We start from the raw sequence: 20,139 nt of genomic DNA on the forward strand, positions 1-20,139 counted from the left end.
GATGTCTTGGCTTAATTGAGCAATTTCGTTTTCGCCATCAATATCAGTACGAACCGTTAAGTTGCCTTCTGCTAGTTTACGGATAACTAATTGAAGTTTTTGGATAGGGTGAACGATCAAGCCTGATAACCACCAAGATGTTACTAATGAAATAACAAAAACAATAAGAACAGTGATAATTGCATTATGTTGAACTTGTGTGTTTCTTTCTGTGCTTTTGTTTATTTCATTGGTAGAGGTATCATTAATTTTTGCAGATAGCGTATTAATTGACTCTGCCATGATATTCCCTAATTTGCTGTATTGAGCAATTAGTGAATTATAATTATCGCTTGTTGTAATGCCTTGTTCTTTTTGCTCTTGAAAGTTAAGGATCTTTTTAGAGAAATCTAAATAATCATGAACAGCTTTTTTAACTATTGCAGCGTCAGAGCTGAATGTTTTATGGGCAGAGATTTCAACAAGAAGTTCGTTTAGGATCTTCTCATTTTGGCTTAAATTCTTTAAGAATTCGATTCTACGCTCGTGATCATAGATAGCATAAACAGCACTGATACGCATTGGATACATATGGTCATCAATTTTTGCTAATTGATCTTTATAAAAAATAAATGAAGTCGTGTTGTTGTTTAAAATATCTTGTTCTTTATCTAGGCTTACTGATGTATACCAAAGAGAAAAGAATAGGGCTAACGCTGTAAATAAAACAGGCAGTAAAACTTGGACGCGAATAGACGTATTTTTAAGTGAAAATTGCATTTTCAGCCTCTGTAATTCGAAAAAATATCGTTAGATATGTCTCATTGTTAGAATTTTCTCGAAATATAGACCTTTGTCACATTCTTGTCGATTGAAATTGTAACTAAATGTGTATTTTTAATTGATCTAGATTAATTGAATGCAAATTCATTTTCTATAGATACAAAAAAGCAGCAAGAGGTTAACCTTGCTGCTTTAATTCATCATGGATGCTTACATTATAACTTAAAGAATGATAACTGTTCTTTTTGTTGTTCTGCTAGCTTTGATAGTTCATTACTTGCACTTGCGCTTTGGCTGATGCCCGTAACATTTTGATTGACTAATTCAGACATATTTACCACGTTGCGGTTAATATCTTGAGTTACTTGAGATTGCTCTTCAGCAGCCGTTGCCACTTGCGTATTCATATCATTGATGGATGCTATCGAATTGGTAATTTGAAGTAGGGCATCACTAGCTTTTGCTGTAAGCTCTTTATTTAATTCCAGTTTATCTAAGCTCGATTCCATGCTTGCATTCGCAAGTGTAGATTGCTCTTGAAGTGATTCAATAATCGTTTGAATTTCTTGAGTTGAATCTTGCGTGCGAGCTGCAAGCATACGAACTTCATCAGCAACAACCGCAAAACCACGACCAGACTCACCAGCACGAGCAGCTTCAATTGCCGCATTTAAAGCGAGTAGGTTAGTTTGATCAGATACGCCGCGAATAACTTCAACGACATTGTTGATCTGTTCAGATTGTTCTTTTAAGCGATTAACAACCACTGCCGCATCTGTTAGTGCTGACCCCATTTCTTCACTTGCTTTGTTACTTTGAGTAAAGATATCTAGTCCATTATGAGCCAATTCATTTGTTTCACGTGCTGTTTTATCTGCCGCTAATGCATTATCGCTCACGTTATTAGCTGTACTTGATAGTTCATTAACAGCAGAAGCGACTTGTTCGATTTCGCTTAGTTCTTGCTGTGAGTTGTTTTCCGCTTCAGTCATCACTGCCGCTAGTTCTGTTGATGCTGCTGCAACATCTTCACTGATGCGTGACAATGCTTCTACTGTAGTTTGTAGTTGAGATGCTGTGGTATTGATGTCTTTGCTCAATGTTGCAATCTCATTATCACCATCGGCATTAGCTCGTACTGTTAAGTCACCTTCAGCTAAGCGACGGATAATTAATTGAATTTGTTGAATTGGATTAACAATTAAGCCTGAAAGCCACCATGCAGTGATCATCGACATAATAAAGACAGCTAAAATAGTTAGACCTGCTGTGGTTTTCACTTGAGTGTTTTTCTCATAGCTTTCTTTCATTGCAATATCAGAAAACTCATTTACACGTTGAGAAAGAGCATTGATAGAAGAAACCATGCTATTACCAATATTACGGTATTGCGAGATAAGCGCATCGTAACTTTGAGAAACGGCCTGACCACTTTCTTTTTTATTTAGATATTCAATAACCTTATGGGAAAACTGAACGTAGTTATTGATATTAGTACGAACTAGATTAACTTCTTTAGCGAATGTTTTTCTTGCTTCTAGTTCATCCAGCAATACATTGATGTCATCTACTTTATTTCGTAATTCATTCGTGAAGTTTGCACGACGATCCGTATCATAAATGGCATAAACAGCGCTGATACGTAGGGGGTAAACTTCGTCATCAACTTTTGCAAGTTGGTCTTTATAGAAGACGAAAGAATCAGTATTGTTAGCAATAATATCTTGTTCTTTTTCAAGTGTAGAGGCAGTGAAACCTAACGAAATGAACAACGCAAGTGCGGTGAGTACAACGGGTAGTAAAACTTGAATACGTATAGACGTATTTTTTAATGAAAATTGCATTAAAGCCTCTTAAATTTGAGAAAATGGTTGTAAATTTACATTTATTTTGCATTTTCTCGAATTTTAGACTTTTGTCACACTTTTGTCGATGGTAAATGTAACAATTTATGGTTTTTTTTGTCTTTAGATTAGCTTTTACTGGTTAACCTGCTGTTTAAATAAGAGTACTTTATTTACATTTATTTAGTTTTCCGCCATTTCAATTTCATATATTTCATCAGCAATATCTTGAGTTTTACGTTCAATAATAGCTTGAGCATCGGCTAATCCCTGATTATAAAAGACAGGTCCTGTTTGCTTAATAATGAAATCTAATAAGAACTCCCCATCAAATTGGCCTAATTCATGATCAAGTTCTTGTTCAAAATAGCGCTGAAATTGTTGGATTAATTCGTCACGTTTGTTCTTAGGAATATCAATCGTTGGCATTGTACTTCCTTGATTTATTGAATGTATTGATATTGTACTGATAAAAAATGAAGACTCAAATTGGGAAAGAATACCCTTAGAGATAGTATTACCTCCAAGGGTATGAGTTTTTATATACTAGGAAGTAAGGTATCGGGCATTAAATGATTATATACGGCTTCTTTTAATAACGAGTTGGCTTTTTCGATATCTGGTGCGAAGTAACGATCTTTATCATAAAAATCAACACGTTCACGTAGCAGTTCTTTTGCTTTTTCTATTCTATTTGAGCTTTTGTTTGGCGCTCTAAAATCGAGACCTTGAGCTGCGGCTAATAGTTCAACGGCCAAAATACCACGTGTGTTTTCTGCCATATCGCCTAATCGACGTCCTGCAAATGTCGCCATAGAGACATGATCTTCTTGGTTTGCTGAAGTTGGTAAACTATCAATTGAGGCGGGGTGTGCTAGCGTCTTGTTTTCACTAGCTAATGCTGCAGCGGTTACTTGTGCAATCATAAAGCCAGAGTTTACACCACCATTATCCACCAAAAATGGAGGTAATTTGCTTAATCCATTGTCAATTAAAAGCGCCATTCTACGCTCTGATAAACTGCCTATTTCTGAAATGGCTAAAGCAAGATTATCTGCGGCCATGGCGACGGGCTCTGCATGAAAATTACCACCAGAAATAATGTCGCCATCATCCGCAAAGACAAGTGGATTGTCAGAGACTGAATTGGCTTCAATCTCTAATATATCAGCAGAGTTTCGGATCTGCTGTAAACAAGCTCCCATTACCTGTGGTTGGCATCGAAGTGAATAGGGGTCTTGTACTCGTTCACAACATTGGTGAGACAGGCCTATGTCACTGCTTTGACCTAAAAGGTGTCGATAAGCAAGTGCGGCATCCATTTGGCTGCGATGACCACGTACACGATGAATTCGTGGATCAAATGGTTTACGACTACCAAGAGCGGCTTCTACAGACATGGCACCACAGACAGTGGCTGAAGCGTAAAGGTCTTCAGCCGCAAATAAACCTTCAAGTGCAAATGCAGTAGAGGCTTGGGTGCCATTAAGTAGGGCTAGTCCTTCTTTTGGTGCCAGTGTTATTGGAATTAATCCAGCTATTTCTAATGCTGTTTTTCCTGTGATTACTTCACCTCGATAGCGAGCCTCACCTTCTCCTAATAGAACGGTACTCATGTGAGCTAATGGGGCAAGATCCCCAGAAGCACCAACAGACCCTTTTTTGGGTATGCACGGATAGACTTCTGAATTGACTAATTGTACTAAAGCGTCAATAACTAAAGGGCGAATACCTGAATAACCTCTAGCAAGACTATTTATTTTGAGTACCATCATCAAGCGAACAGTCGCATCCTCCATAAACTCACCAATACCAGCTGCATGAGAAAGCACGATACTTCGCTGTAGTGTTTCTAAATCTTTTTCAGCAATACGTGTATTAGCGAGTAAACCAAACCCTGTATTAATACCGTAAACGGTTTTATCTTCTTTAATTACTTGAGCAACAACATTTGCACTGATGAGCATATCTGGCAGAGCGTTAGGATCTAACGATAATTTTGTAGGGTGACGGCTAACTTCACGTAACTGTTTCAGGGATAACTTACCTGGAGTAATGTCTAATGAATACATAATTTTCTTCTCATTATAATTTTATTTTTATTAGTATTAATTTATTTGTTAGGTACAGATAACATAGGTAAATCTAGATTTTGCTCTTTTGCACAATTGATCGCTATATCATAACCTGCATCAGCATGTCGCATTACGCCCGTTGCCGGGTCATTATGTAATACTCGACTGACACGTTCAGTAGCTTCGTCAGTGCCATCACATACGATGACCATACCTGAATGTTGTGAGAAACCCATGCCTACGCCTCCACCATGGTGTAAGGATACCCACGTTGCTCCAGAGGCAGTATTGAGCAGGGCGTTTAATAATGGCCAATCGGAAACAGCATCAGAACCATCCATCATGTCTTCGGTTTCACGGTTTGGACTGGCGACAGAGCCTGAATCAAGATGATCACGACCAATGACGATAGGAGCTTTTAACTCTCCATTTTTTACCATCTCATTGAATGCTTTACCGAGACGAGCACGATCTTTTAGTCCAACCCAGCAGATACGTGCAGGTAATCCTTGAAATTGAATGCGTTCACGTGCCATGTCTAACCAATTGTGAAGGTGTGGATTATCAGGGATCAGTTCTTTTACTTTTTGGTCGGTTTTGTAAATATCTTCAGGATCACCAGATAGAGCTGCCCAGCGAAATGGTCCTATACCTTCACAAAATAGAGGACGAATATAAGCTGGGACGAATCCAGGGAAATCAAAGGCATTAGTGATGCCTTCTTCAAAAGCCATTTGTCGAATATTGTTGCCATAATCTACCGTTGCTGAGCCTGATTTTTGAAGAGATAGCATTGCCTCTACTTGAACTGCCATTGATTGTTTTGCTGCATTCACTACATTGATTTCATCTTTTAAGCGCATTTTTGCTGCGTGATCCATTGACCATCCCTGAGGTAAATAACCATTAAGAGGGTCATGGGCAGATGTTTGGTCAGTGGTAATGTCAGGAACAATTCCACGTTTTACAATTTCAGCATAGACATCAGCAGCATTACCTAATAAACCAACAGAAATAGGAGAGCCAGAACGTTTTGCTTCTTCAATGATAGAGAGGGCTTCACTGAGTGTTGTTGCTTTACGGTCTACATAGCCTGTACGGAGACGGTAATCGATACGAGATTCATCACACTCAACCGCTAGCATTGAGAAGCCAGCCATGGTTGCAGCAAGAGGTTGAGCACCTCCCATACCGCCAAGACCACCAGTTAGGATCCAGCGACCTTGTGTATCACCATTAAAATGCTGCTTTGCCATTGCAACAAAAGTTTCGTAAGTTCCTTGAACAATACCTTGTGACCCAATGTAGATCCAACTGCCAGCCGTCATTTGACCGTACATCATTAAACCTTGTTTATCGAGTTCATTAAAATGCGCCCAGTTAGCCCAATGTGGAACTAAATTTGAGTTCGCAATTAATACTCGTGGTGCATTAGCATGAGTTTTAAAAACTCCGACGGGTTTTCCTGATTGCACCATTAAGGTTTCATCATCTTCTAGACGAGTTAATACTTCGATGATTTTATCGTAGCATTGCCAGTTTCGTGCAGCACGGCCAATCCCCCCATATACCACCAAAGCGTGGGGGTGCTCTGCAACGTCAGGGTGTAAATTATTCATTAGCATTCGAAGTGGGGCTTCTGTTAACCATGATTTAGCCGTTAACTCGACTCCTGTCGGTGCAATGATAGTACGAGATTCATCCAGTCTAGGGTTAGATGATGTTTGTGTCATTATTGCTTCTCCTTGCTATTACATATTTGATTTCATGCCGTGAGCGATGGTCCAAACGAGCCGAGCAACTAAACGTGCCGTTTGATTATCAATATCAAAGGTAGGATTAAACTCAGCGAGATCCGCCAGTAGTAATTTGGATTCGCCGTGTTGGTTTTTAGCTTTTAAAATATCGGGTAACAGTGATTCTATAATCTCTAATGAAACACCACGCACTGCAGGAGCGCTAACACCCGGTGCGCATGATGCTGGAAATACGTCGATATCGATAGTGAGATAAAGAAAATCGTTTTGTTCAATGAATTCGGAAAGGGCTTGTTTAATTTGAGGTAAATTTGAGAGATTCATTTCAATATCATCGAAATAAAGCACATCTAACTGTTTCGCTTTGTGGTAAAGAGCTTGAGTGTTACTGCCTTTATTTAGACCTAAACATGCATAGTGGAAAGGCCAATGTTGAACATGACAAAATTCTGATATTTGGTGGAATGGTGTTCCAGAGTTGCCGTATTGTTTACTTGATTGAGACGCTGAAGTTGATGGTGATTGAGGTAAGTTCCTCAAATCAAAATGTGCATCGAAATTAATGATACCAATACATGGTGGAGTAATAGGTGATGTTAAAACAGCTCTGTTTTGTAAATATCGAGCAATGCCTTGAAATGATCCCCATGCTACTTCATGACCACCTCCGAGAACAATAACTTGATGCCTATTGGTTAAGGCTGATTTTATTTTGATCCCGAGTTGCTTTTGAGCTAATTCAAGGTCGCCATCATTACACTGGATATCACCTCCATCATAAACATCGCTTTGATGGTGCCAAGCTAAATTAGCTAATGCACGACGAATGACCTGAGGAGCGGCATAAGCTCCCTTACGTCCTTTATTACGAATAACGCCTTCATCACAGGCAAAGCCTAATAGCATTATGCCATCTTGATTTGTACTGTTTGCCCCTTTTACTTTTTGATGCCATCGTAAACCAAGTTCACCATCTTCATGATCTACTCTTCCGATCCAGTTTGTCATGTGGCTCGATGTATTATTTTTCATGAAAGATCTCTCCATCGACCACCCTCGCTATTAGGTCAGGTACCCCTAATCGATAGGAAAGTTCAGCTGGTGAATCCAACTGCCAAATGGCAAAATCAGCCTCCATACCAACCGCTATTTTCCCTCTGAAATGTTGTAACCCAAGTGCTTGAGCTGCATGACAAGTGACGCCACGTAATGACTCTTCTGGCGTTAATTTAAATAAGGTACAGGCCATGTTCATTATTGTTCGCAATGACGCAATAGGAGAGGTTCCGGGGTTAAAATCCGTCGCAATAGCCATTGGTACCTTATATTGCCTTAATAAAGGAATTGGGGGGAGTTTGCTTTCGTTTAGATAATAGAAGGCTCCGGGAAGTAGAGTTGCTACGGTATTATTCTTTGCTAATGCTTTAACACCATTTTCATCAAGGTATTCGATGTGATCGACAGAGTCTGCCCCCATAGAGGCGGCTAGTGCACTTCCTCCAAGATTGGAGAGCTGCTCTGTATGTCCCTTAATTCTTAATCCATGTTTGAGTGTCGCACGAAAAACACGTTCACATTGTTTGGGTGAAAACCCAATGCCTTCGCAAAAAACATCAACATGATTGGCAAGGTTCAATTTAACCACTTGAGGAATGATGGTGTCGCAAATTAAGTCTATATATTCATCCGAACGGTTTTTGTATTCTGGAGGAACAGCATGTGCAGCAAGAAGTGTAGAGGATACTTTCATGTCAGGTAACTCAGATATACGTTTCGCTACCTTAAGCATTTTTATTTCATCATCAAGAGTTAGGCCATAGCCAGATTTGATCTCAATGGTTGTTACACCGTCACGCTTAAGTCCTTCTAGGCGGTGAATCGCTAGGTGATAAAGCTCATCCTCACTTGTTTTACGTGTTGCTTGTACGGTCGATAAAATTCCGCCACCTTGTTTTGCTATCTCTTCATAAGGTACACCTTGTAAACGTTGCTCGAATTCATTTGCACGGTTTCCTGCAAAAATAAGGTGTGTATGACAGTCAATAAAGCCGGGAGTAACTAATGCGTGCGCACAATCAATAATATCAGGGTGGCCATGTAAAATAGACGGACAGGGTTCACCAACATATTCAACTTTCCCGTTTCTTACTCCTATCATGGCATCTTTCAGCACTTGGTAGCCATCAGAACCCGTCTGCTGTTTATCCACCATAGAAACAAGATGTAAATTAATAAAAACTTTGTCCATACGTCATGTCCATTTTTATCTGGTTGTCTTGATAAAAAACTATATGTATATACAAATAAATAGTCTGTTTTTTATGAAAAGACAAGATGGGATGTAATGGAGTTGTGATCAAAAGTGCAATTATTGACCATTGCACTTTTAGAATTGTGAGGAGGAGAATCGATGAAGCACGAGCTTAGAAAATTAAACTTTACTGCGAGACGTCAGTTTATATCTGTCACCGGGGTGGTATAGAAGTGCAATGCTAACTAATTTGTCTTCACTCCAAGTCCGGCGGTTCAGTAATAGACAGGGGGTTTTATTGTCCATATGCAAAAGTTCGGAGACGTGCTCATTTGGAATGATTGCCTCTACAGAATGTTCTATATCACTTAAAGGGCAAATCTGAACCAAATATTCATTCGGCGTTTGAGTTGTAAAATCTTGTTTTAGATAATCTTTTACAAATAACGGATTAACCCATCGGTCTTCTAATTGAATGGGGACATCATTTTCGTAATGAACAATTTGAGTAAAATAAATCGAAGTATCATTACGAACCCCAATCTTTAAAGCAATATCATCTTTAGCTATTACTTCTTCTTTTTTAATTACTTTACTACTGTAATGGTGGCCACGTTGGTGTACTTCTGTTGCTATATTACGAATTTCCATCAGAGGTGATTCAGCTTTTTTATGGCAAACAAAGGTGCCTAAGCGTGGTGTTCGCTCTAATAAGCCTTCATTTACAAGCTCTTTAATGGCTTTGTTTGCTGTCATACGACTGACAGAGAATTCATTAGCAAGATCTATTTCTGTTGGTATTTTATAGCCAATAGGCCAAGTTCTTGTTTGAATTTTTTCGTTCAGATATTGCTTTATCAGTAAGTAACGAGGTTGGCTCATAGTGTTCTACTTTTAAATTGACTATACAAATAAAAGCAACTTTTTGAGTAACTTTCAAGTTAAATTGTCATTTATTAGATCAGAGTAAGTTAGATGAAATCATTTCATACACAGAGTAAACTGTGCCTGAAACCAATTCAAAATGATTAGAGCATTATCAATGCATTTATTAGACAGATTAACGATTCGTCTTTTTCATGATGAAAGACAAAAGCAGTTTTCAGGTGATCATGCGAGAAGTTTAGGATGGAGCTCTACTGAATCGCAATTTTTGCGTTTTAAAACGATGACGCAAGTAATCAACTTTGAGCAAAAAACGGTGTTGGATTTGGGCTGTGGTTACGGTGATTTTAAAACATTTTTAGATATGAGTTGTTGTATTAAGAGCTATACCGGTGTTGATCAACAGAGCAGTTTTATCAAGCAGGCGAAATTATTATTTAAGCATCATACAAATTGTGAGTTTATTAAAGCGGATTTTTCTGCGACGACATTGCCAAAAGCCGATATCGTTGTTGCAAGTGGCTCTTTAAATTATCGAGCTAGAAATAAAACTTATCATGCAAAAGTGATTAAAGATATGTATGAGAGAGCGGAAGAGGCCGTTATTTTTAACTTATTGAATAGTGAATACTTTAAATCGTCGAGTTTATTAGAAGCGCATGACCCACAGCAGGTGTTGAAATACTGTTTAAGCTTTTGTCCAGACAGTGAATTAATAACCGATTATGCAGATGAAGATTTTACAATCGTAATGCGTCACTCCCATTGCAGTCAGTGAGCAGAAATAACGAATACAAAAATGGCTAATCGAGTGATTAGCCATTTTGTTGGTATCTTTTTAAGTTGATTTAAAATCAAGTAACTCAACATCGAAAATAAGCACTGAACCCGGTTGGATAGAGCCTGCTGAGCGGTTACCGTAAGCTAAATCACTAGGGATAAAGAAACGCATCTTTTGACCCACAACCATTAATTGAACACCTTCAGTCCAACCTTTGATCACTTGATTTAAACCGAATTCAATTGGCTCGCCACGCTCAACAGAGCTATCAAACACTTTTCCGTCGATAGTTGTACCATGGTAATGTACTTTCACTTTGCTTTTTGCTGTAGGGTGCTCAGTACCTGTCCCTTCTTCAAGAACAAGATATTGAAGGCCTGAAGCCGTAGTTTGAACACCTTCTTTTGTTGCGTTTTCAGCAAGAAAAGCATTACCAAGCTCAATATTTGCTTTCGCTGCTTTTGGATTATTCACAAAGTGTTGAAATAGCATATAACCCAATACGATTACTGCTAGTGTGATAATGATTTTAGACACATTATTTCCTTATATTTAAATCAATTATTTTTCTAATAGGTAACGGATTGTATCAGCGATTTTCTTAGGATCATCATGACCACCGATTAATACGTTGTATTTTCCGTTAACAACAAATGTTGGTACAGAGCTGATACCTGATTTTTCAGATAACATTTTCGCGTTATCTACTTTTTTGATCAGAATATCGCGTTGCTCTTCATTGAAATCGTAAGGGCTTACTAGGCCACGCGAAGTGAAGGCTTTAGAATACGCTTCTTGCTGTTCTGTTAATGTTGTACCTTCGCCCATCTGTGTTGCTGCGAATAAATCTTCCATGAATGCATGATCGGGTGTGCCATCTACTTGCATTTCAGCTGCATAGTAAAACATTGATGCGATGTGTGCTGATTGGTTAAAAGTAATGTGCATTTTACCAATGTCAGTTCCAGCTTCTTGGCTGATCACTGGTAAGAAGTTTTCCATATTACGGCAATGACCACAAGATAGGGCAAATACTTCAGTAACAGGAGCCATGCCATCATTTTCTAATGATGTTGATAGAACTTCGTATTGTACGCCTTCTTTTGGATCGTTATTGTCGCTACACGCTGTTAAGAAAAGAGCAGAAGAAAGGATTAGTAACAGTGGTTTGATAAAGGATTTCATAAGAATTCTCATAGTTTATGATTTCGAATGAAAATAGCATGAAATGGGACAAGTAGAAATGAAATAGGACAACAAATGTTGTCCTATTTTGGTAAATATGTGTAAAGATTTTATATAATTAGACTTTACGCACTTGAATGATCATTCCCATAAGAGGGTGGTCGATGTAGTGAGTTTCGCCACTACGCATCTGACGCTTCTCTTTCATGCGGTAAGATTTAAGAAATTCTTTAATCTCTGTATCTGGAGTTACATCTTCAAGGTGACCAAGTTGAATGTTTTCATTCATTGGTTGAGCTGGTTCTAATTCTGCTGCAGTAACTTCAACGGCTTCTTCGTTGTTTTCTTCATTTACAACAACATCTGTTGATTCTTCAACTACCGCTTCTTTTTCTTCAGGCGTATTTACAATAAATTCATGCTTACCTGGAACTTTAAGATCTAGCTCCGTTTTTACGTATAAATAATGTTGTACGTAAACTTGCATTGTTCCATCAAGCTCTAGAATTGGACCAGATTGAACCGTTGGTGTTTCTGGTGCTAGATTTTCATCACCTTCAACAAGCGCTGGTGTCGGTGCCGGAGCATCTAAAGGCACTAAAGATAAGTCTGCTTTAGCATCAGCAATGGTTCGGCCATCCGCAACAAAACGATCTGAGAAATCTTGACCTGCTTGAATATGGAAAATAGGAGAGCGAGAAGAGCCAGAATCGCCTTGACGCCAAGCCACATGCACTAATGGTTTAAAACCAGCATGATTCTGAAGTTTTTGATAAACGTCATTTAGCTTGTATTGCGAAATTAAAAAAGCCCCATTTTTGCTCATCATGGCTTTGTCACGATATGAGAAAGCACGATCCAAATTAATTGGATCTAAAACATCAGGCCAAGCCTCTTGATAAGATGATGGTTCTACGTTGCGTTTAAAAATAATAACTTCAATATCAAATTGGCGAGCAAAAGAAGGCCAACTTGCTAGTAAAATCAACGCGTAAATTATTTTTTTCATTCATACTCCGGTGAAAAAGGGCTCTAAAGCTTCAATCATCCATAAGTGAAGCTATAAATTTGGTTTTTCTTATAATTTAAACCTAATAACTAGATTCTATTTTCGTTGAACAGTTTGAGCAAGTCCATTACGTATTTAATTCGTGTTTGTCTCTCTGTTAAGTCTTTTATAAATTTGACTTTGGTTGGGCCATCTAGAGCAAAACCCGTAGGATCTTTCTGTAATAATGACACAAGGAACATAGGGTTTATGTCAGCAGTAGGTTCAAATTCAATGTAACCACCATTACCATGTGCTTCTAATTTCTTCACTTTTAATGAAGCGGCTAACATTTTTACTTCAGAGCTGATTAATAATGTTTGCGTTGCTTCTGGTAGAGTGCCGAATCGGTCAATGATTTCTACTTTCAGTTCATCTAATTCACCGTTGCTCGATACACTTGCAATACGTTTGTATAGAGATAGGCGAGTATTAACATCTGGTATGTAATCTTCTGGAATTAACGATGGCAAACGTAGTTCAACTTCGGTTTGTTCACGTAGTAGATCATCTAAAGAGGGCTCTTTACCTTCTTTTAATGCTTCAACGGCTTGCTCTAACATTTCCATATAAAGCGTAAAGCCAACGGATTGAATTTGACCACTTTGACCATCACCCAACAATTCACCTGCACCACGAATTTCTAAATCGTGTGTTGCTAAGGTAAAGCCAGCACCTAGATCTTCAAGTGAAGCAATTGCGTCTAAACGCTTTCTTGCATCTTTGCTTAACGCTTTAGGATGCGGTGTTAATAAATACGCGTACGCTTGGTGATGCGAACGACCAACACGGCCTCGTAATTGGTGTAGTTGTGCTAAACCGAGCTTGTCAGCTCTATCCATAATAATGGTGTTGGCTGTGGGTACATCAATACCGGTTTCAATAATGGTGGTACAAACAAGTACGTTAAAGCGTTGGTGGTAAAAATCCCCCATGATTTTTTCTAGCTCGCGCTCACGCATCTGACCATGAGCCAAAGTAACACGAGCTTCTGGGATCAGTTTTTCAATCTCTTCTGCTGCATTTTGAATCGTATCAACGTTGTTGTGCAGTACATAAACTTGGCCACCACGCTTAATTTCACGCAGGATGGCTTCTTTAATCACATCATCTGCTTTTTCACGAACAAACGTTTTGATAGCTAAGCGTCGAGCTGGTGGTGTAGCAATGATAGAGAGATCACGCATGCCACTCATTGCCATATTCAATGTACGTGGGATCGGTGTTGCTGTTAGCGTTAAAATATCAACGTCGGCACGCATGGCTTTTACTTTTTCTTTTTGACGCACACCAAAGCGGTGTTCTTCATCAACAATAAGTAGGCCTAAATCATCAAATTTGATGCTATCTTGCAGTAATTTGTGCGTGCCGATCAGAATATCCACTTTACCTTCGGCGGTTGCAGCTAGGATTTCTTTTTGCTCTTTGGCCGATTTAAAGCGAGAAAGCACTTCAACACGAATAGGGAAGTTTGCAAAACGATCTCGGAAGTTTTCAAAGTGTTGCTGAGCAAGTAAGGTTGTCGGAACTAATACGGCAACTTGTTTTTCATTGTGCGTTGCTAAGAAAGCAGCACGCATGGCAACTTCTGTTTTACCAAAACCAACATCACCACACACAAGGCGATCCATGGCTTTGGCTTGGCACATATCAGATAACACCGCATTAATTGCTATGTCTTGATCGTGGGTTTCTTCAAATGGGAAGCTAGCTTTAAAATCAGCATAGGCTTCGCGATCTTGTTTGAAGGCAAAACCCGGTTTAATGGCGCGTTTTGCGTATACATCCAACAGTTCAGCGGCAACATCACGTACTTTTTCTGCGGCTTTACGACGAGCTTTGGTCCACGCTTCACCACCTAATTTATGAATAGGGGCAGTTTCATCAGCACCGGCTGAATAGCGGCTGATGAGGTTTAATGAAGAAACAGGAACGTACAATTTTGCTTGGTCTTGGTACTCAAGCATCATGTATTCTGCTGGCATGTCACCAACATCTAAGGTTTGAAGTCCCATGTAACGACCAATACCGTGGTCTAAGTGAACAACTGGTTGTCCAATTTTTAGCTCAGCAAGGTTGCGAATAATGGTGTCGCTGCTAGCAGATTGCTTATCACCACGACGGCGGCGCTGTATGACACGCTCACCCAATAAATCACTTTCACAGATGAAAGCTACGCATGGATCTTGAAGAATAAAACCACGCTCGGCAGAGCCGATAACCAAGGTCGCTTTGTTTTTATGCGACATGGCTTCTTTCATGGTTTCACAAATAGCAGGCTTTAGTTTAATGCGAGCTAACAGTTCCAATAACGCTTCACGGCGACCTTCTGATTCAACAGAGAAGATAACCTGTCCGCTGAATTTCTCGTAAAATTGACGAAATTGAGCAAACGGTTCTTTATTTTGATGCTGAATTGCAATTTCAGGTAGCTCAAGCAGATCAGGATTAAAACGACCTGCTTTTTCTTTCTCTGGTTCTTTAGACAGTTTTACGCGCGGATAGTGTTTAAATAAAGCAAACATATCAGCGGTATTTAGCCAAAGTTCATTAACAGGAAGAAGAGGGCGAAGTGGGTCAACTCGACGCTGCTCGTATCGATACTCTGCATCGGCTAAGAAATCGTCTGCAGCCTTTTCAATGTCACCAATAGTAACCAATAATGTGTTGTCTGGTAGGTAATCAAACAAGGTTTCTGTTTCATCAAAAAACAATGGTTGCCAATATTCGACACCAGCAGGCCATGCACCTTTACTGATTTGTTGATATACCGATTCTGGTTCACGTCGCGCATCAAAGCGTTGACGCCAACGAATACGAAAATCTTCTATTGCTTCATCATCAGTTGGAAATTCATGAGCAGGCAATAGGTTGATCGATTTAACTTCTTCAATTGTACGTTGATTTTCAGGATCAAATTGACGAATTGAATCAATTTCATCATCAAAAAAGTCGATTCTAAATGGGTGACCATTACCCATAGGGAAAAGATCAATAATGGAACCACGGCTTGCATATTCACCATGACTCATTACTTGATCGACATGCAGGTATCCAGACTTTTCTAATTGCAGCTTTAATTTGTCGAATGATAGACGATCACCAACATTAACCACTAACGCATGTTTGTGTAGAAATGATTGGGGAGACTGACGTTGCAGTAATGTACTTACTGGAACGATCAGAGTCCCATTCTTCTGTTGTGGAAGATGGTACAGACGCGATAGACGATCTGAAATGATATCCTGATGCGGCGAAAAACTGTCGTAAGGCAAGGTTTCCCAATCAGGAAAAACATCTACTGCATTTTGAGAAAACTGGTTAATTTCATTTTGCAGACGAAATGCCAATTGAGGCTCAGTAACAGCAATGATGATAGGTCCTTGATGCTGCTGCTCGATCTCAGCAATCGCGAGAGCAAGAGAAGAACCAGTAAGATTACCAACAGAGCGAGTATCATTCGCTTTGGTTGGTAACGAGAGAGACAGTAAATTTTTAATAGGCATCAGGATATTCAATTATTAAGTTAAGTTTCTTTCTTGTGCGCGAAGTTTTAATATTTTCTGTTGCTGGAAAAGTGCCGCTTTGATCAATAAGTCTTGATCGATATCACGGAGCAATTCATAAGCCATTTCGATGTTAAAACCGTTGTCAGTTTCAGTGCACTGCGTCACCGTAGCGTAGCAATAGATAGCTGAAGGCGGGTGTTCTAAAAACAACTTAACTTTGGCTTTTTGACCGATAGTTAATGCAGAGTCTGTTTGGTAAGTAAACTTACTTGCACCAAAGCTTAACGTTTTATGGCGATAATCAGCGTCATCTTGTTGAATTAACAAGTAAGAAAGAAGTAGGTTAAGTTTTTGATTTTGATTATTTAAATAGTTAGCTAGACGCTTTCCATCATCTTGTTTTAAAAAAGACAATTCGCTTTCAGACACATCGTCTAAGGCGCTGCATTCTTGAGCAACACGAAATGGAGCGGGGATTTCTCGCTCAAACGTTTCCATGTTTGGTAGTGAAGTATCAACAGCAAGTGGCTCTACATTGATGGTTAAATCATAGTGAACCGAAAAATATTCATCGTGCGACATAAGCGTCCCTCTATTTATTATTCATTAATTATGGCGAACTCACTGAGTATCAGCAAGTGTTTAATCTTTTTGAATGAGAGGAAGAAGTGTAAAAAAGGAATAAATACCAGTATTTTACGTGATAGACTATAGGATTATAGCTTGTATATGCGCGATTGAGAGAATTTATGTTTCATCCAGTATCAGTATTTATAGGATTACGGTATTTAAGAGGTCGTTCTGGCGATAGATTTAGTCGCTTTATCTCTTATATGTCCACAGCCGGTATCACCATAGGCGTGCTTTCTTTGGTGACAGTATTGTCTGTGATGAATGGTTTTGAAGGTCAATTAAAAGACCGTATTTTGGGTGTGTTACCGCAAGCGGTTATCTCTAGTACAGATAATCAAATTACGCCATTAGATGAAGAGCGTGAGTATGCAGCAAGTTTGCCTCATGTGACTCAAGTTACCCCCGTTGTACGTGGTGAAGCCATCATTCAAAGTGCTCGTGGATTAAGTGCGGGAATGTTGGTTGGTATTGATCCGAATGAATACGATCCTATCGCTTATGAATTAATTTCAGGAAACGTTCGCCAATTGGCCGCGGGAGAATACGGCATTTTCTTAGGTTCAAAATTAGCGCGAGAATTAAGCGTTCGTTATGGTGATACGGTTCGTATTATGGTGACTAATGCGAGTCAATATACACCGTTAGGACGTATTCCTAGTCAACGTAATTTCAAAGTTGTTGGGGTATTTAATACCGGTTCTGATGTTGATGGCCAGTTAATGGTTGCCAATATTCAAGATACCGCTCGTTTAATGAAGCTGAAAAAAGGCAACATAACGGGTTGGCGTTTGTTTTTTGAAGACCCATTTCAAGTGACTGAATTAGCGAAAATGCCATTAGAGCACGACATGACATGGAGTGATTGGCGTGATCAACGTGGTGAATTATTCCAAGCAGTAAAAATGGAAAAAAACATGATGGGATTGATGCTAGGGTTAATCGTCGCTATCGCTGCGTTTAATATTATCTCAGCGTTGATTATGGTTGTTATGGAGAAACAAGCGGAAGTTGCTATTTTAAAAACTCAAGGCATGACGAGCAATCAGGTGTTGGCGATCTTTATGGTTCAAGGTGCAAGCAGTGGTGTTATTGGAGCGATTGTTGGCGGTACGCTAGGAGCTCTTTTCGCTAGCAATATTAACGTTATTCTTTCTACTTTAGGATTGTCATTATTTACCGTAGGTGGCTCATTACCAGCAGAGGTTGAACCATTACAGGTCTGTGTAGTCATTATCCTAGCAATTTTATTAAGTTTATTAGCGACCGTATTCCCATCTTATCGAGCGGCAGTCGTACAACCAGCAGAGGCATTAAGATATGAGTAATCCATTATTAGTTTGTCAGGGTATTCGTAAGATTTACCAAGAAGGCACAATGGAAACTGAAGTGCTTAAAGGCGTGGACTTTCAGATTAATGAAAGTGAGCTAGTGGCGATTGTTGGGTCATCAGGCTCTGGTAAAAGTACATTGTTGCATATATTAGGTGCACTGGATGAACCAACGGCAGGTACAGTACATTTCCAAGAGAACGAACTGACTAAGTTGAGTGCAAATAAACAAGCGAAAATTCGTAATCAACACATTGGTTTTGTGTATCAATTTCATCATCTATTAGCTGATTTTAGTGCGTTAGAAAACGTAGCAATGCCGTTGTTAATCGGTGGTGTAAATAAGAAAGAAGCAACGAAGCGTGCCACTGAATTACTAGAGAAAGTAGGGTTAGCCCACCGCATTGAACACCGTCCGTCAGAGTTGTCTGGTGGTGAGCGTCAGCGTGTTGCGATTGCTAGAGCCTTGGTGAATAAACCCGCTCTAGTATTAGCGGATGAGCCAACAGGTAACTTAGATCATAAAACGGCATTAGATATTTATAATTTAATGCGCGAGCTTAACCAAGAGTCAGGCACGGCGTTTTTAGTTGTCACTCACGATAATGAATTAGCCGCAAAATTGGATAAGCAACTAAGTATGCAAGATGGTCGCTTTATTACAGAAACCGTACGTTCAAATTTAGCTCAAGAGATGGAGGCGTAATGTTTTCACCGCTTTCTCTTTTTATCGGTAGTCGTTTTGCACGGGCGAAGCAACGAAACAAAATGGTGTCCTTTATTTCGATTTCATCGACTTTAGGTATCGCGATTGGTGTAGCTGTCATTATCATTGGCTTATCTGCTATGAATGGCTTTGAGCGTGAGTTGCAAAATCGTGTTTTGTCAGTTATTCCACATGCAGAGCTTGAAGGTGTAAAAAAACCGGTGACTGATTGGCAATCTATGATGATCCAAGCTAAAAAACACCCAAAAGTTACTGGGGCGGCGCCTTATGTACGTTTTACTGCTTTATTAGAAAGAGGCAGTAAATTAAAAGCAGTAGAAGTAAGAGGTGTTGAACCTTTACTTGAAAATTCAGTATCTAAATTACCTGAGTATATTGATAAAACGGCTTGGAATGCGTTTGAAGCCAATAAACAAAGTGTGATTTTAGGTAAAGGGGTGGCGGACACGCTTAATGTAAAAGTTGGGGATTGGATAACAGCGATGATCCCTGATGAGAATGCGGATAGACAATTGCGTTCTCCAAAGCGTCAGCGTTTACAAGTGGTTGGTTTACTTTCTCTTGGTGGTCAAGTTGATCATGGCTTGGCGATTGTTCCTCTGAAAGATGCACAGCAATACATTAATTTAGGTGACAGTGTCACTGGTGTGTCATTGCAAGTGAGTAGTGTACTTAATGCTCAAGATATTGTGCGTGAAGTGGGAGGTACATTAAGTGAATACGTATATTTACGCAGTTGGATTCAAAAATATGGTTATCTGTATCGAGATATTCAATTAGTACGTTCTATCATGTACTTGGTAATGGTGCTTGTTATTGGCGTGGCGTGTTTTAATATCGTATCTACTCTAATGATGGCGGTGAAAGATCGTTCTGGTGATATTGCTATTCTTCGTACTATGGGGGCTAATGATGGCCTTATTAAACGTATATTTGTGTGTCAGGGGATTTTCTCTGGCGTGACAGGGAGCATTGCTGGTTCTGTTTTAGGATCGGTTGTCGCATTGAATTTAACCCCAATGATTAAAGCGCTTGAATCTCTTATTGGTCATCAGTTTTTATCTGGTGATATCTATTTTGTTGATTTTCTGCCGTCGCAATTGGTGTGGAGTGACGTGGCGATTGTCACTTGTACTGCGATCTTATTAAGTAGTATTGCTACTTGGTATCCTGCTCGTAGAGCGAGTCGATTACAACCCGCAGCTGTATTGAGTTCAAAATAAATATACAGTTTTAGTATTAGCAAAAAGCCCTTAGATATATTCTGAGGGCTTTTTTTATGTGATTTAAAAATTCCTAACTATACTTATAGGATATTTAAACTAGGTATATAAGCAATAAGGAACTGCATTAT

17 protein-coding genes are annotated in these 20,139 nt (G+C 39.3%); 4 read left to right on the forward strand and 13 right to left on the reverse strand.

Annotated features, from left to right (window positions below; all coding sequences use genetic code 11):
• The 8 genes from GNP81_RS15630 to hutC all read right to left on the reverse strand — a co-directional run.
• Positions 1–759: HAMP domain-containing protein (locus GNP81_RS15630; RefSeq protein ID WP_155675067.1), on the reverse strand; the 759-nt coding region annotated here is incomplete at its 3' end.
• A 218-nt stretch (positions 760–977) separates the two neighbouring features.
• Complete coding sequence (locus GNP81_RS15635; protein WP_155674393.1) at positions 978–2,606, reverse strand: methyl-accepting chemotaxis protein; 1,629 nt, start codon at positions 2,604–2,606, stop codon at positions 978–980.
• A 183-nt stretch (positions 2,607–2,789) separates the two neighbouring features.
• Entirely contained in the window at positions 2,790–3,035 is a 246-nt protein-coding gene (locus tag GNP81_RS15640; RefSeq protein WP_054775833.1) for a DUF2164 domain-containing protein, read from the reverse strand.
• Between the two features lie 110 nt (positions 3,036–3,145).
• Entirely contained in the window at positions 3,146–4,678 is a 1,533-nt protein-coding gene (hutH, locus tag GNP81_RS15645; RefSeq protein WP_155674392.1) for a histidine ammonia-lyase, read from the reverse strand.
• 41 nt (positions 4,679–4,719) lie between these two features.
• Positions 4,720–6,414, reverse strand: coding sequence for a urocanate hydratase (gene hutU, locus GNP81_RS15650; protein WP_155674391.1), 1,695 nt, complete (start codon positions 6,412–6,414; stop codon positions 4,720–4,722).
• 18 nt (positions 6,415–6,432) lie between these two features.
• The gene (gene hutG, locus GNP81_RS15655) at positions 6,433–7,470 is read right to left on the reverse strand and encodes a formimidoylglutamase (RefSeq protein ID WP_196587414.1); all 1,038 of its coding nucleotides are present in this window, start codon (positions 7,468–7,470) and stop codon (positions 6,433–6,435) included.
• The gene (hutI, locus tag GNP81_RS15660; protein WP_155674389.1) at positions 7,460–8,686 is read right to left on the reverse strand and encodes an imidazolonepropionase; all 1,227 of its coding nucleotides are present in this window, start codon (positions 8,684–8,686) and stop codon (positions 7,460–7,462) included. Before hutI ends, hutG begins: the two co-directional genes overlap by 11 nt.
• 183 nt (positions 8,687–8,869) lie before the next feature.
• Positions 8,870–9,571 (reverse strand): histidine utilization repressor, encoded by a 702-nt coding sequence (gene hutC / locus GNP81_RS15665; RefSeq protein WP_155674388.1) that lies wholly within the window; start codon positions 9,569–9,571, stop codon positions 8,870–8,872.
• A gap of 160 nt (positions 9,572–9,731) precedes the next feature.
• On the opposite strand from hutC, the gene GNP81_RS15670 reads away from it, so the two are divergent.
• Positions 9,732–10,352, forward strand: coding sequence for a class I SAM-dependent methyltransferase (locus GNP81_RS15670; RefSeq protein WP_196587413.1), 621 nt, complete (start codon positions 9,732–9,734; stop codon positions 10,350–10,352).
• 60 nt (positions 10,353–10,412) lie between these two features.
• On the opposite strand, the gene GNP81_RS15675 is transcribed toward GNP81_RS15670, so the two are convergent.
• The 5 genes from GNP81_RS15675 to GNP81_RS15695 form a co-directional block, all read right to left on the reverse strand.
• Positions 10,413–10,892 carry a BamJ family beta-barrel-assembly machinery protein gene (locus tag GNP81_RS15675; RefSeq protein WP_336495493.1) on the reverse strand — a complete coding sequence of 160 codons (480 nt, stop codon included), beginning with the start codon at positions 10,890–10,892 and terminating at the stop codon, positions 10,413–10,415.
• A 24-nt stretch (positions 10,893–10,916) separates the two neighbouring features.
• Positions 10,917–11,540 carry a thiol:disulfide interchange protein DsbA/DsbL gene (locus GNP81_RS15680; protein WP_196587412.1) on the reverse strand — a complete coding sequence of 208 codons (624 nt, stop codon included), beginning with the start codon at positions 11,538–11,540 and terminating at the stop codon, positions 10,917–10,919.
• Positions 11,541–11,658: 118 nt separating this feature from the next.
• The gene (locus GNP81_RS15685) at positions 11,659–12,549 is read right to left on the reverse strand and encodes a peptidoglycan binding protein CsiV (RefSeq protein WP_155657948.1); all 891 of its coding nucleotides are present in this window, start codon (positions 12,547–12,549) and stop codon (positions 11,659–11,661) included.
• Positions 12,550–12,638: 89 nt separating this feature from the next.
• Complete coding sequence (mfd, locus tag GNP81_RS15690) at positions 12,639–16,094, reverse strand: transcription-repair coupling factor (protein WP_155674386.1); 3,456 nt, start codon at positions 16,092–16,094, stop codon at positions 12,639–12,641.
• 15 nt (positions 16,095–16,109) lie between these two features.
• Positions 16,110–16,679, reverse strand: a complete 570-nt coding sequence (locus tag GNP81_RS15695; RefSeq protein ID WP_012535462.1) for a hypothetical protein — start codon at positions 16,677–16,679, stop codon at positions 16,110–16,112.
• A gap of 167 nt (positions 16,680–16,846) precedes the next feature.
• Between GNP81_RS15695 and lolC the strand changes: the two genes are divergently transcribed.
• From lolC to lolE, 3 genes are read left to right on the forward strand one after another with little or no spacing between them, the layout of a single operon-like run.
• A complete protein-coding gene (lolC, locus tag GNP81_RS15700) occupies positions 16,847–18,055 on the forward strand; it encodes a lipoprotein-releasing ABC transporter permease subunit LolC (RefSeq protein ID WP_155672729.1) in 1,209 nt (402 codons plus the stop codon).
• Positions 18,048–18,764 (forward strand): lipoprotein-releasing ABC transporter ATP-binding protein LolD, encoded by a 717-nt coding sequence (lolD, locus tag GNP81_RS15705; RefSeq protein WP_155674385.1) that lies wholly within the window; start codon positions 18,048–18,050, stop codon positions 18,762–18,764. The genes lolC and lolD overlap by 8 nt, the downstream gene beginning before the upstream one ends.
• A complete protein-coding gene (lolE, locus tag GNP81_RS15710) occupies positions 18,764–20,008 on the forward strand; it encodes a lipoprotein-releasing ABC transporter permease subunit LolE (protein ID WP_155672731.1) in 1,245 nt (414 codons plus the stop codon). The genes lolD and lolE overlap by 1 nt, the downstream gene beginning before the upstream one ends.
• Positions 20,009–20,139: the final 131 nt, after the last annotated feature.

The organism is Aliivibrio fischeri (assembly GCF_009727955.1).
Lineage (GTDB): Bacteria > Pseudomonadota > Gammaproteobacteria > Enterobacterales > Vibrionaceae > Aliivibrio > Aliivibrio fischeri_A.